Origin of the sequence: Lactococcus sp. FSL W8-0209, from assembly GCF_038006585.1 — a bacterium.
Taxonomy (GTDB): Bacteria; Bacillota; Bacilli; order Lactobacillales; family Streptococcaceae; genus Lactococcus; species Lactococcus lactis.
On record NZ_JBBOVN010000001.1, the window covers coordinates 458,420 to 472,333 of the forward strand.

General features: G+C 37.0%; 14 protein-coding genes. 12 read left to right on the plus strand and 2 right to left on the minus strand.

Features of this window, described 5'->3' with window-relative positions:
* Positions 1 to 98: 98 nt before the first annotated feature.
* Entirely contained in the window at positions 99 to 1,598 is a 1,500-nt protein-coding gene (locus MKX45_RS02345) for an amidase family protein (RefSeq protein WP_057719790.1), read from the plus strand.
* Between the two features lie 80 nt (positions 1,599 to 1,678).
* On the opposite strand, the gene MKX45_RS02350 is transcribed toward MKX45_RS02345, so the two are convergent.
* Together MKX45_RS02350 and MKX45_RS02355 are read right to left on the minus strand one after the other, a co-directional pair.
* Positions 1,679 to 3,019: an MATE family efflux transporter gene (locus tag MKX45_RS02350; RefSeq protein WP_340816753.1), complete on the minus strand. Its 1,341-nt coding sequence runs from the start codon at positions 3,017 to 3,019 to the stop codon at positions 1,679 to 1,681.
* A 181-nt stretch (positions 3,020 to 3,200) separates the two neighbouring features.
* Positions 3,201 to 3,398: a cold-shock protein gene (locus MKX45_RS02355; protein ID WP_003129735.1), complete on the minus strand. Its 198-nt coding sequence runs from the start codon at positions 3,396 to 3,398 to the stop codon at positions 3,201 to 3,203.
* Positions 3,399 to 3,515: 117 nt separating this feature from the next.
* Here MKX45_RS02355 and MKX45_RS02360 point away from each other — a divergent pair, with 117 nt between their 5' ends.
* The 11 genes from MKX45_RS02360 to MKX45_RS02410 all read left to right on the plus strand — a co-directional run bounded on the left by MKX45_RS02360 (position 3,516) and on the right by MKX45_RS02410 (position 13,914).
* A complete protein-coding gene (locus tag MKX45_RS02360; RefSeq protein WP_128267463.1) occupies positions 3,516 to 4,049 on the plus strand; it encodes a 5-formyltetrahydrofolate cyclo-ligase in 534 nt (177 codons plus the stop codon).
* Entirely contained in the window at positions 4,039 to 4,731 is a 693-nt protein-coding gene (locus tag MKX45_RS02365; protein WP_003129738.1) for a rhomboid family protein, read from the plus strand. Before MKX45_RS02360 ends, MKX45_RS02365 begins: the two co-directional genes overlap by 11 nt.
* A 99-nt stretch (positions 4,732 to 4,830) precedes the next feature.
* Positions 4,831 to 5,262, plus strand: a complete 432-nt coding sequence (locus tag MKX45_RS02370) for a DUF3284 domain-containing protein (RefSeq protein WP_012897013.1) — start codon at positions 4,831 to 4,833, stop codon at positions 5,260 to 5,262.
* 390 nt (positions 5,263 to 5,652) lie between these two features.
* Complete coding sequence (locus tag MKX45_RS02375; RefSeq protein ID WP_128267466.1) at positions 5,653 to 6,705, plus strand: GNAT family N-acetyltransferase; 1,053 nt, start codon at positions 5,653 to 5,655, stop codon at positions 6,703 to 6,705.
* Positions 6,706 to 7,036: 331 nt separating this feature from the next.
* Positions 7,037 to 8,131 (plus strand): DUF871 domain-containing protein, encoded by a 1,095-nt coding sequence (locus tag MKX45_RS02380; RefSeq protein ID WP_057719786.1) that lies wholly within the window; start codon positions 7,037 to 7,039, stop codon positions 8,129 to 8,131.
* 97 nt (positions 8,132 to 8,228) lie between these two features.
* A complete protein-coding gene (locus MKX45_RS02385; RefSeq protein ID WP_012897016.1) occupies positions 8,229 to 9,713 on the plus strand; it encodes a PTS sugar transporter subunit IIC in 1,485 nt (494 codons plus the stop codon).
* A 124-nt stretch (positions 9,714 to 9,837) separates the two neighbouring features.
* Complete coding sequence (locus tag MKX45_RS02390) at positions 9,838 to 10,044, plus strand: hypothetical protein (RefSeq protein ID WP_010905174.1); 207 nt, start codon at positions 9,838 to 9,840, stop codon at positions 10,042 to 10,044.
* Complete coding sequence (locus tag MKX45_RS02395; protein ID WP_012897017.1) at positions 10,041 to 10,235, plus strand: hypothetical protein; 195 nt, start codon at positions 10,041 to 10,043, stop codon at positions 10,233 to 10,235. Before MKX45_RS02390 ends, MKX45_RS02395 begins: the two co-directional genes overlap by 4 nt.
* 130 nt (positions 10,236 to 10,365) lie before the next feature.
* Complete coding sequence (locus tag MKX45_RS02400) at positions 10,366 to 11,802, plus strand: glycoside hydrolase family 1 protein (RefSeq protein ID WP_015425683.1); 1,437 nt, start codon at positions 10,366 to 10,368, stop codon at positions 11,800 to 11,802.
* Positions 11,803 to 11,865: 63 nt separating this feature from the next.
* Positions 11,866 to 12,318, plus strand: a complete 453-nt coding sequence (locus MKX45_RS02405; protein ID WP_015081909.1) for a dUTP diphosphatase — start codon at positions 11,866 to 11,868, stop codon at positions 12,316 to 12,318.
* Between the two features lie 252 nt (positions 12,319 to 12,570).
* A complete protein-coding gene (locus MKX45_RS02410) occupies positions 12,571 to 13,914 on the plus strand; it encodes a bifunctional metallophosphatase/5'-nucleotidase (RefSeq protein ID WP_128267468.1) in 1,344 nt (447 codons plus the stop codon).

A 13,914-nucleotide genomic window follows, 5' to 3' on the forward strand; every position in this document is an offset into this window, starting at 1 on the left:
GGAACGGATATTTTTTATTATGCTTGATAAGTATGGTAAAATGTTGGCAGAATGAGTTTGTCAGCAAATATATAAAACTCAGCTTTTAAAGGAGAATCATGCTTGAAATTAAAGATGCAACTTATTGGGCGGAGCAATTAAAATCAGGAAATCTTTCTGCCAAAGCGTTATTAGAAATGACAAATGACAAGATTCAAAAGCTCAATCCGCGTTACAATGCGATTGTTGCTTATGATTTAGAAAAGGCAAAAGCTGATTTAGCTTTAACGAGTCAAGGTTTTTTTGCTGGTCTTCCTTTTGCTTTGAAAATGTTGGGACAAACTCATAAAGGATTGCCTGATACGGCTAGCTCTCAGCTCTTTTCAGAGAATGTGGCATCAGAGGATGACAACTATGTTAAAGGACTCTTAGAAGCTGGTTTCACGCCATTTGGACAAACGAATTCTCCAGAGTTTGGCTTTAAAAACATTTCTGATTCAAAACTCTACGGAGATACACGAAATGTCTGGAATGAAGCTTATTATTCGGGAGGGTCTTCTGGCGGAGCAGCGTCGGCCGTGGCTTCTGGGATGTTTGCAATTGCTGGAGCTTCAGATGGCGGTGGGTCGATTCGGATTCCAGCCTCATTTTCGGGCTTGATTGGACTTAAAATGACGAGAGGGCGGATGCCACAAGGGCCTGATTCTTACCGAGGATGGCAAGGAGCATCGATTTCCGGAGCTCTTACTGTGTCTGTGCGAGATACGGCTCGTTTTGTGCTTGAAATGCAAATCCTACAAGAAGCAGCACCTTATCAGGCAAAATTGTTGGACGAAAAAGAACTTATAGCGCTCACTAAAAGTACTGACCAAGCTGTCAGCAATAATTTATCAAGAAAATTGAAAATTGCTTATTCACTCCAAAGCCCGATTTCTGGAATTGAATTATCAAAAGATGCCATGAATGCAAGCCTAAAAGCAGTAGAGTTTTTAGAGCGTCAAGGTCATGAATTGACAGAAGTTGATTTTCCTATAGATGCTCGTCCTTTGATTCAGTCTTATTATCGTATGAATGCGGCTGAAACAGTGGCCATGTTAGAACCTTGGGAACGGGCTGCCGGACGAAAATTGACGAGTCAAGATGTTGAACTTTTGACTTATGCGCTTTTAGAAGCCGGAAGAAAAGCTCCGGTGTCTTCTTATATCAACGCTTTAGCTCAGTGGGATATTGCGGCTAGAGATTTTACTGACAAAATTTATAAAGATTATGATTTATTTTTGACGGCAACAACTGCTAAAACAGCCCCTAAAATTGGTCAGGAATTAATGACAGCGGAAGTACTAAAAGAAATGTCAGAAATTAGCCAATATGAGTTTGAACAACAAATAGAGATTATTGAAGCCGCCTTTGAGCGCTCATTAGCATTTACGCCTTATAATTTCATCAGTAATTTAACGGGTCAGCCTGCGCTTTCTCTGCCCGTTTATGTTAATGAAGAAACGAATCTGCCACTTGGAATTCAACTTTGGGGACCAAAAAATTCTGAAATTGAATTATTGAAAGTTGCTAAAGAATTTGAGGAAGCGGGTCAATTTATTTTACCCAAAGCTTATCAATAAGTTTAACGATATTTTGCTGACAGAAAGTGAAAATCAAATCTGTCAGTAAATTTAAAAGAAAAACCGCCTAAGTGGCGGTTTTATGTTAAATCCTGATTTTGTCTAAAACGTTTAATCATGCGGATGGTTGTTGGAATTAAGATAGAGGTTGAACCCAGCCAAGCGGCAGGATTACTTGAGATAATTACCGTATAATTGAGTAAAAGAACACCAATGATAGCGACTCCTGCCCGCATGAAAAGCTCTGCAAAGCCACACAATGTTGGAATCTTGGCATTACCTAAGCCTTGAATTGTTGAGCGAGTAACGAATAAAATGGCTAACAACCAATAGAAACTCCCGTTCACAAGATAATAATGACTCGACATCTCAATAACGGCTGTTTGACTACTTGAAATGAAAGCAGTGGTGAAATAGAAGTGAGCAAGGTTTAAGATAATGGCAAAGATAATTGACCAACCGACAGCAATTGTAAGAGCCCGTGTTAAACCTTGATTAATTCGTTTGTACTGTTTAGCCCCATAATTTTGTGCTCCAAAGGTTGCCATGGCAAGGCCGATTGAAATCATCGGGAGCATCGCAAATTGGTCAATTTTAGAAACGATGGCTTGGGTAGCGACAGCATTTGTTCCCATTTTATTCAAAGCGACTTGGAGCGTGATAGAGCCGATGGCAATAATACTTGATTGAAAGCCCATTGGAATACCAAGTCTAGCGTGGTGGGCAATTTCGGCACGATCTAGCCGCCATAAATTTTTTGAAATTTGAAATTCGGGAACTTTTCGTTTGATGTGCCAAAAAAGAAATAAAACCGAAATCATTTGGGCTAAAATTGTTGCTCCACTTGCTCCAGCAATTCCTAATTTTAAGACTAGAATAGCAAAATATTCAAAGGCAATATTTAAAATTGAGGCAGCAATCAAAGCATACAATGGCGTTTTAGAATCGCCCAAAGCCCTTAGAGCATTAGACAGATAAGCGTAGAGATTGGTGGCAATCATTCCGCCTAACATAATGCTTAGAAAGGTCTTGGCGCCTTCAAAAATTTGGCTTGGGGTCTGCATGACCTGAAGCAATGGTCCCACAAAAATAAGGGACAATATGCTGAGCAAAATAGAAATCGCAATTGTAAAGTAGAGGCCCGTGACATAGGATTTTTTTATGGCTAACCCATCTTTTGCCCCGAAACGTTGGGCCGTTAAAATTGTCAAACCAGCGGTCATTCCTTGAGCAAAACCGACAATTAAAAAGTTGATGGAGCCTGTCGCTCCAACAGAAGCCAAAGCATCTTTTCCCAAGGTTTGACCGACAATCAGAGTATCTGCCGTGTTATAGAGGACCTGAAAAAAGTTACCCATAAGTAAGGGCAAAGTAAATGCAATAAGTCCTGTTAAAATATTTCCTTTAGTTAAATCTTTCATTTTTTCCCTAAACAAACTAAGTTGATTTCTTTATTTTAGCCCATTTTAATCGTTTTTACAATAGTATTTTTGAGAAAATATGAATTATTTGTAAAGGCTTACGGAAAAATAGTATGTCAGTAAAATTGACAATAAAAAAATCACTGACAAAACTGTCAGTGATTTTTATTTAAAGCTGTAATTATTTTTGGATGTTAACAGCTTGAGGTCCACGAGGGCCATCTTCAACGTCAAAAGTAACTTTTTGACCTTCGTCAAGTGTTTTGAATCCATCAGTTTGGATAGCTGAGAAGTGAGCGAAAACGTCGTTTCCTTCTTCAGTAGTGATAAAGCCGAAGCCTTTAGTTGCGTTAAACCATTTAACAGTTCCTTGTGCCATTTTTGGTACTTCCTTATTTATAAATTTGTAAATCTAATTTCTTGAATAGGAATGAACCCAAAAGCACAGAACTAATCGTAAAACAAAAACTTACACTTTCATGTTATCATAGTTAATATGGAAAGTAAAGTAGAAAACCGTAAAAAAATATTACAAATGTTAAAAAATTTTTCAGACTACGAGAAAAGGCGTCAGAATAAGGATGTTTTAAAGCAGTTAACCGCTTCCTCAAAATGGAAATCTGCAAAAAAAATAGCGCTTTATATGTCAATGCCAATTGAATTTAATTTGACAGAACTTTTCGACCAATCTGACGACAAAGAAATTTTGATTCCTAAATGCTTACCTGAGCGTCAAATGATTTTTGCCAAGTATGATAAAGAAAATCTTGTTCGCTCAAAATTTGGCTTGCTTGAGCCAAAATCTGAAATTGCAGTTGAGCCTGATTTTATCCTTGTTCCAGGCTTAATTTGGAATGATGAGGGTTATCGAATCGGTTTTGGTGGTGGTTATTATGACCGGTATTTGGCTAATTTTGAGGGAACAACGGCCTCTGTACTTTATGATTTTCAAAAAATGGATTTTGAGGCGGAAAGCCATGACATCGCAGTACAAGAACTTTTTATAGGGAGAAAAAATAATGAATTTTAATGAAATTAAACGAGATTTTACACGTTACAAGGCAACTTATATCTTATCAATTATCACACTCTTAGTTTGGTTATGGCAATTTTTTACTTACGGAATATCGGCAACTTCAGCAATCAACTTGTTCAATAGTGGAGCCATACTTGGTCAAGTTATGCTGTTTGACCCAAGCCAAATGTGGCGTTTGTTTACGGCACTCTTTATCCATATTGGTTGGGCACACGTTTTATTAAATGTGGCGACGCTCTTTTTCATCGGTCGGCAAATTGAAAATGTTTTTGGTTGGCTACGTTTTACTCTGATTTATCTTTTATCAGGAATTTTTGGTAATGCCATGGTTTTTCTTTTGACACCTAGAGTGGTTTCGGCAGGAGCATCCACTTCTATATTTGGCCTCTTTGCGGCAGTTGTTGGTTTAGCATTTTTTACAAAACATCCATTTTTACAACAAATCGGTCGAATGTTTACTGTGTTGATTGTTGCTAACTTGGTTATGAATCTCTTTTCTTTAGGAAATGTAAGCATTTGGGCACATATTGGCGGGGCAATTGGTGGACTGCTTTTGTCAGCAATTTTTGCGCCTAAGGCTTTCATTCCATCTATTCCCAAACAATACCGTATTTTTGCAACAGGCGCCTTTGTTATTCTCTTGGTTCTCTTTATCGGTTTACCATTTTTCAAGTAAAAATATGTTTTGCTTTTGAAAACATGAAAGTGCTTGCAAAGAATCTTTAATCTTGTTAGAATAAACTTAGTTAAAAAACTTGCTGAGGGAGAAAAAAAGATGAGAATTGATAAAATAGTTGATGCCCCAAGAGAATTTATCTTTGAAAAAATAATTGATTCGTGTCTATTTGACATTGAAAAAAATACAGGGAAACGTCCGAAAGTTAGAAGCTTAAATGGTTATGAATATAGTAAGAGCTTTGGGAAAAACCAAAGAGGAAGTATTAAAATTACAGAACTGACAGAACCAAGCATTTACGCTTTTACGACTAAAACAAATCGCAATACTTTTAGTACTCGCTGGGAATTGCATAAAATTGATGACCGAAGCACTCAGGTGGTCATTGAAGAGAACCAAACATCAAATGGTTTTATTCAAATGATTAACGACAAAGCCGTTGGTTTTTTCTTGGGACGTTTTAAAAAGCGTCAAATGGTTGCTGTTTTGGATAATGTCAATCGAGCTTACAATGGCGGTAGAGCAAGATAAGTAAAGTGTCAGACAATGAAAATTTTAAGACTTTCAGATTTACAAAGAAATAAGTTGTTTTCATGCGCTTTATTTTCAGTGATAAGCTAGGCGGAAAGATTATAATACTAAACTGAATTTTCAGTTTTACTGTTTGACTTTACTGACAGAATCAGCCTTGAATGATGATTTTGAATTGGAAAGAATTAAAAAGTACTGATTGCTCTTAAGAACAAGATACTGAAAGCTGTCAGTAATTTTGGGCTAAATATTTGGTCTCGAAGAAATTAAAATTTGGATTTGAAACAGCCGATTTTGGCTGTTTTTCTATTGGACGATTAGAAAAATCAAAAAAGTAAACGTTAACAAAAATGTTTTCTTATTCCTACAAATTTGTGTTAAAATGAATTTATGAATGCGAATACAAAAAATAATAAAGAATTTTTAGATTTGGCAACTTATGCCTTTCATAAGCCTAAAACAAAGGAACGGGCAAAAGCTTTTGACAAATTACTTGAATTTTCAACTCCTTATGGACACTACGAAAATCAAAAACTCACGTCAATGGTGATTGATTCACACTTTAATGTTTATTGGAAAAATCAAGAAGTCAAAACTTCTGGAATTGGTTATGTTGCCAGTTATCCTGAGTTTCGAGGCAATGGAGCCATTCGACAATTAATGACCAAAAGTTTGCGAGATAATTATGAAAAAGGAGTGATTTTTTCATATTTAGCACCATTTTCATATGCTTTTTATGAAAAATTTGGTTATCATTATGCTTTTAATCAAAAACATTATCGACTAGCAGCTCAAGATTTTCCTAAAGGTAAGAGAAGTGCGGGCGAAATTAGTCGAGAAAAGTTTGAGTTTGATGATGAAAATGCTAGTGAATTTTCTGTCAGTAAAAATACAGCCCTTTTTAAAGTACTGACAGAAGTTCATCAAAAGGCTGATAATCAAGGCTCACTTGTTCGCTCTCCAGAACTTTGGTCTTACTTTTTCAGTTTTAAATCACAACCTCACTGTGGGATTTATCGCGAAAATGGTAAGGCTTTGGGCTATCTTCTCTATGAATTTTCAGAAATGACATTTGTTATCAAAGAACTGATAACTTTGACTGACGAGGCAAAACAAGCATTTTATCGTTTTATTTCAAGCCATGCCGGTTCATTTTCGGAAATTAGTTGGCAAGCACCCTCAGATATTCTCCTTGAAGAAGAACTGACAGAGCCACAGCGAGCAGAAATTAAACTTGTTCCTTATATGCAGGCACGGATTGTTAACTTACAGGAATTTTTAAAAGTACACGGTCAGCCCGATTTTTCAGTTGAAATTACTGACGAAATTATTCCTGAAAACAATATTAGTCTCGGAGAAGGAAAAAGAGAAAAAATGACCATTGGCCAATTTACGGCAAAAATTTTAAAAGAGAATCAGGCGATTCTTCGTGAATATTTTTAAAAAAGTTACTGACAGCTTTGTCAGTAACTTTTTTGATAAAAATTAAAGAAATTAAAAAATTAGAATATTGTGGGAGGAGTAGTTTGTTTGTTACACTGATATTACTGACAAAAATTGGTATAGGTCAATTCGCCTTATTTTAAAGATTTTAACGAAAGAAAGCGTTAAACCTATCTAAAAATGAGAATTTATCGTTAATGTTTCAATTTAAGAAACATGTTTTTTTAAGATGATATCGCTTGCAAAAATGAAATGAAAGCCTTATCATAGACTTAAGGTTTATTTCAGAAATAAAAAAAGGAAATAAACAAATAAGAAAAAGGAGAAAAAAATGGGAAAATTAGGGGTATCTATCTATCCAGAACGCTCAAATTTTGAGGCAGATAAAGCTTATCTTGATTTAGCGCATCAATATGGATTTAAGCGTGTCTTCACTTCTTTACTCGAAATTGATGGAGATAAAGAAGGGGTTCTTGCAGCTTTCAAAAAAGTTGTTGATTACGCCAATCAGTTAGGAATGGAAGTCATGGTGGATATCAATCCAGGTCTCTTTACACAACTTAACATTAGTTATGATGACCTCAGCTTTTTCCATGAAATGGGTGCAGATGGAGTTCGACTTGACATAGGATTCACGGGAGCCGAAGAAGCCAAAATGACCCGAAATCCTTACGGAATCAAAATTGAAATCAACATGAGTCAGGGAACAACCTATGTTGATTCAATAATGGATTACTCACCTGATACTGAAAAACTGTTGGGAAGTCACAATTTCTACCCACATCGTTACACAGGATTGGAATTTAACCATTATCTTAAATGTACAGAAAAATTCAAAGGCTATAATTTAAACACCATGGCCTTTGTCAATTCGCAAGCAGCAACATTTGGTCCTTGGCCAACTCAAGATGGCCTTTGTACTCTTGAAGACCACAGAAGCCTTGAAATTGCGACACAAGTTAAACATTACAAACTCCTCGGTGGAATTGATGATGTCACTATTGCCAATGCTTATGCGAGCGAAGAAGAACTTAAAGCAATGAGCCAAGCATTTAACGCAAGCATGCCTGAGATTAAAGTCGTTCCACGTGAAACAATCAGCGAAAATGAACGCAAATGTCTTTTTGAAGCGACACATAGCTACCGTGGTGATAAATCAGCTTACATGCTCCGTTCAACAATGACAAGAATCACTTATAAAGACCTTGAATTCCCCGCTCACGATACTGATAAAATTCAACGTGGCGATGTCATTATTGACAACGAAGGCTATGGTCAATATAAAGGTGAGACTCAAATCGCCTTACGTGAAATGGAAAATGATGGTCGAGTCAATGTGGTTGGACGTATCGCTGATGATGAATTATTCCTACTTGATTTCCTAAAACCATGGAGCTCATTTAAACTTATCGAGAGCAAAAAATAATCGATAATCTATGCCTGTCAGTACTGACAGAACCTTAATTATATTCAAAAAGTTTTTTTGAAAGTTATTTATTATTATATTATAAAGGAGGAATTCCATGAACGGAATTACTGCGTGGATGGAGAAATATCTCGTCCCTGTTGCGGCAAAGATTGGGTCTCAAAAACACCTAGTTGCGCTGCGTGACTCATTTATCGGTATGTTGCCAGCGACACTTGCTGGTGCCTTAGCTGCCATGATTTCAGCTATCGTGACAACATTCCCGTCAGCTATCCAACAAATGATGTTGGGAGCAACAGCATTCTCAAAATTAGCACCAGAGAAAGTCTGGACACTTGCTAATACACCAATCATTGGTGATTTGAACAATATTTCAGCCCTTGTTAACCAAGGTACACTGACAGTTATTGGTCTTATCTTTGCCTTTTCTTGGGGTTACAATTTGGCCCGTGCTTACGGAGTCAATGATCTCGCTGGTGGTATCGTATCAGTTGCAACCTTATTTGCAGGATTGCCAAACCAAATGGGTAAATTTACAGCAGCCCTTGGTACAGGTAAAGCTGGTGTAGCAGCAACTGACAAGCTTAATGGCGTTCTTGGTGATCAAGGGCTTGCCGCTTGGAAACCACTCTTTGCCTCAGCTCACCTCGATGCTGGAGCATACTTCACAGTTATTATTATGGGTGCCCTTGCAGTTATTATTTATGCAAAACTCATGCTTGCTGACATCACAATTAAGATGCCAGAATCAGTTCCACCTGCAGTAGCAAAAGCTTTCTTAGCAATCATTCCTACAATTGCAGCACTTTATATCGTTGGTCTAATCTACTACATCATTGGTAAATTGACAAATGACTCTGTCATTAACCTGATTACCCACTATATTGCAGAGCCATTCCAAATCCTGTCACAAAATATCTTCTCAGTACTGATTGTTACACTCTTTGTTTCAGTATTCTGGTTCTTCGGACTTCACGGACCAAACGTTTTGGCACCAGTACTCGATGGTATCTGGGGACCTCTTGGACTTAATAACCAAGCCCTCTACTTCCAAGTTCACTCACAAGGTATCCGTGACTTGATTGCTAAAGGTGCGGTTGATAAAGCACATGCCATTAATGGTGACTACGTTAACCTTTGGGTACGTGGTTCATGGGACGCCTTTGCATGGTTTGGTGGATCAGGTGGTACAATTACACTTGTTATTGCAATCATCCTCTTCTCTAAACGTAAAGACTACAAGATTGTTGGACGTCTCGGACTTGCACCTGGTATCTTCAACATCAACGAACCAGTCCTCTTCGGTCTGCCAGTTGTCTTGAATGCAATCTTCTTTATTCCATTTGCAGTCGCTCCATTGATTTCTGTAATCATTGCCTACACTGCAACAGCCCTTCACTTGGTTGACCCAGTTGTCAATGCTGTGCCATGGGTAACACCACCAATTATGAATGCCTTCATGGCAACCGGTTTTGACTGGCGGGCAATTGTCCTTACAATTATCAACTTGATCATTACCTTTGTTATCTGGGTACCATTCGTTATCGCAGCTAACAAGTTGGAAGAAACTGAACTCGACTAAATTTGAAATTAATGGTAGAGCAAGTGAGAAAACTTGCTCTACACATTTTTTGTTAAATCTGGTAAGATTTATAATATAAACCTTATCAGATGTGATAAAAAACACTCATAGAGGAGGAAATACTATGATACTCGTAAATTCTGCAATGATGCAAAAAGAAATTATTCAACTTTTAGAAGAAAATGGCTTTAAACATACAAAAAAACAAGGATTAAAACTTTTCTTTGAAACACCAACAGATGACGCAACGACTGACGCAGCAATGGCTAAACAGCTAATTAAAGGAAGCTCATTTGGAGCAGCTGTCTTCTTTAATGTGAGTGTTGTATGAGTACCTGGGGCATCGCTTTTATCAGTTTAGGTCTATTGCTTGTGGCTTATCATAACTGGCTCGGTTTAGCAATCGTTTTAATTGGCTTGGCAATGATTCTTATTGCACGCAGCCAAAAAAAGAAAGCCAACAAAATAGAAGCAGAAAATCAACAAGCACATAAAGATATAAAAATAAAATCAAGAAAATAAAGTTGTCTTTTAAGACAACTTTTTTAGGATAATCACGTAAAAATAAAAAAACAAATTCCAAAAGATAAAACAAAATAAAACGGTTACAAATGTTATAATATAGACTATAAACAAGTAATGGGGGAATAAAATGGAGCACAAAAAATTAAAAGCATTTCCAAATGATTTTCTATGGGGTTCAGCTTCGGCAGCCTATCAAGTTGAGGGAGCACCTTTTGAAGATGGCAAAAAAGCCAGTGTCTGGGATAATTTTGTCCGTATTCCAGGCAAGACTTTTAAAGGAACGAATGGGGATATCGCTGTTGATCATTATCATCGCTATAAAGAAGATGTGGCTTTAATGAAAGAGTTGGGCCTTAAATCCTACCGTTTTTCAATTGCTTGGACGCGGATTTTACCTGACGGACGTGGCGAAGTCAATCAAGCAGGCTTGAAATTCTATGAAGATTTGATTGATGAGTTGATTGCTAATGAGATTGAACCAATTGTCACGATTTATCATTGGGATTTGCCCCAAGCCTTAGAAGATTTATATGGTGGTTGGGAATCACGAGAAATTATTGCAGATTTTGTTAACTATGCTGAAGTTTTATTTAAAGCTTTCAAAGGTAAAGTAAAATATTGGGTATCGCTTAATGAACAAAATATTTTTACAAGTCAAGGTTGGTCACTCGCGACTCACCCACCTGGAAAAAGAGATATGAAACTTTTTTATCAGGTCAATCATATCGCTAATCTGGCAAATGCTGCGGTAATCAATAAATTTCATGAGCATGAAATGGATGGACAAATTGGGCCTTCGTTTGCCTATACGCCACAATATGCTAAGGATTCTGACCCACTCAATGTTTTAGCGGCTGAAAATGCAGAAGAGCTTTATAGTCATTTTTGGATGGATGTTTATCTTTACGGAGAATACCCGATTGCGGCAATGGCTTATTTACGTGAAAATGGGCTAGCACCTGAATTTGAAGCAGGGGATGCTGAACTCTTGAAATCAGCTAAACCTGATTTTCTAGGTATTAATTATTACCAGACAGCTACTAACGCATGGAATCCAGTTGACGGAGGAGTTGGAGTTGGTTCCTTTAATACAAGTGGTAAAAAAGGAACAACCAAAGAATCAGGAATTCCAGGTCTCCATAAAAAAATTCAAAATCCTTTTATTGACCGAACTAATTGGGATTGGGAAATTGACCCTGAAGGCCTGAGAATTGCACTTCGTCGTATCACTTCTCGTTATCGTATTCCAGTGATGATTACAGAAAATGGCTTGGGCGAATATGATAAAGTTGAAGACGGAAAAATTCATGATGATTATCGAATCAAATATCTAGAAAGTCATGTTAAAGCAATCAAAGAAGCGATGACGGATGGAGCAAAAGTCATTGGTTATCACACTTGGTCTTATACTGACCTCCTTTCTTGGTTAAATGGCTACCAAAAACGTTATGGTTTTGTCTATGTTGACCAAGATGAAACAATGGAAGGTTCATTGAAACGGATACCGAAGGATTCTTATTACTGGTATCAACATCTTATCGAAACAAATGCTGAAGAAGTCTAAATGAAAAGCGCTCTCTGAGTGCTTTTTTTATGATATAATAGAAAAAAACAAATGAGGTAAGAGATGAAAATTCGTGGATTTGAAGTGGTAACTAAATATAAAAATGCTGGAATTAATATACCAAAACGTTCAACTGAACATTCAGCAGGTTATGACATTGAAGCAGCTGAAACCGTTAGTTTTGCGCCAGGGGAAATTAAATTAATTCCAACAGGCTTGAAGGCCTATATGCAGGCAGGTGAAGTGCTTTACATGTATGACCGTTCATCAAATCCTCGTAAAAAAGGCTTGGTTTTAATCAATTCAGTAGGCGTTATTGACAAGGATTACTATAATAATCCTGATAATGAAGGGCATATGTTCATGCAAATGCGTAATTTCACTGATGAAGAAGTCCTAGTTGAAAAAGGGGAGCGCGTGGTTCAGGGAGTCTTCATGCCTTTCTTGGTCGCTGATGGTGATGAAAATCAAGAAAAAGAAGAACGGACTGGTGGTTTTGGGTCAACAGGAGCTTAATCCAAATTAAAGTAATTTAAGAAGCGCAATTGCGCTTCTTATTTTTGTGAACGGAAGCTTTTAAAGCCTATTCCCATTACCTGTGTTATAAATCTTAAGTTTGTCACAAGCAAACTGCTAGGGCATCTGTAGATGCTTTATTGCTCTGAGGAAGATACTATAGCAATCTTAAGTTTCACTTGCTTATAAATTAGGCGAAAGCTAGTAAGACGAAATATTGTTTAGCCTTAGTAGCTATGCTATAATAGTATTATGAATAAACTGCGTATCCTCCATTTGAATGATTTACACTCTCACTTGGAACGTTTCCCTGTGATTGAGCGTTTTTTTGCGGAAAAATCACATGAAGAAGTTGAAAGTTTGTCTTTCGACTTGGGTGACAATGTGGATCGGGTTCATCCTTTGACGGAGGCAACAGAGGGACAATTTAATGTTGAATTGATGAATCGTTTAGATTTGACGGCGGCGACAATAGGTAATAATGAGGGATTAGGACTGACACATGAGATGCTTTCTCATCTCTATGATGAAGCTAATTTTCCTGTTCTCTTGTCAAATTTGACGACAAATTTTGCACAATCTGAGCCTTTGATAGTCACGACTTCATTTGGCTTAAGAATTGGATTAATTGGTTTGACAGCCCCTTATGTTCTTGCTTATCCACAGGCGGGCTGGGAATTGTCAGACCCTTTTGTGGTTTTAGATGAACTTTTACCAAAACTGGATTGTGATTTTACCATTTTACTTTCTCATTTGGGTAAGAATGTTGATGAGCAAATTGCGAAGGACTATGATGAGATTGACTTGATTATTGGAGCTCATACACATCATTTATTTGAACATGGTGCTCAAGTTAATCAAACCCTTCTTGCAGCTGCTGGACGCTACGGCGAATATGTGGGGCAAATTGATTTAACTTTTAATGAAAATAATCAATTAGTTGATGCACAAATTGAAGCTATAGCAACCAATACGCTTCCTCAAAGGAAATCGGATTTGGTAGAAACCAATGGTTGGGAACTGAGAGGGCATAAACTCTTAGAGGGAACAGTCGTTGCTGATTTACCTAAAGCCTTACCTAATGTTTTACCGGATTTCAAAGCAAGTCATTATTTGGCAAAAATCTTTGCGGATTATGGAAATACAAAACTTTGTCTCATGAATTCCGGTTTGTTGGTGACAGATGAATTACCAAATCATTTAACTTTAGATGATTTACATGAATTTTTACCCCATTCGATTCGTTTAGTTCGTTTCACATTTACAGGTGAAGAACTTAGACAAGTTTTGCTTGAAATTATGGATGTTTCGGATTTCCTTGCCACCCAAAAAATTCAAGGAATGGGTTTTCGTGGAAAAACATTTGGTTCTCTTATATTTCATGGAATTGAGCCACGCGAAGGTGATTTTTACATAAAAAATTCGGAAAATCGGTCACTTGAAAAAATTTCTGATGAAGAGAGTTATCAAATTGTTTTACCTGACCAATATTTGTTTGCTTGGTATTTCCCTTTATTGAAAAAATTGGGAAAATCAGAAATTTTATTCCCTTATTTCTTACGAGAAATTGTAGCAGAACATTTTAAAAATAAATAG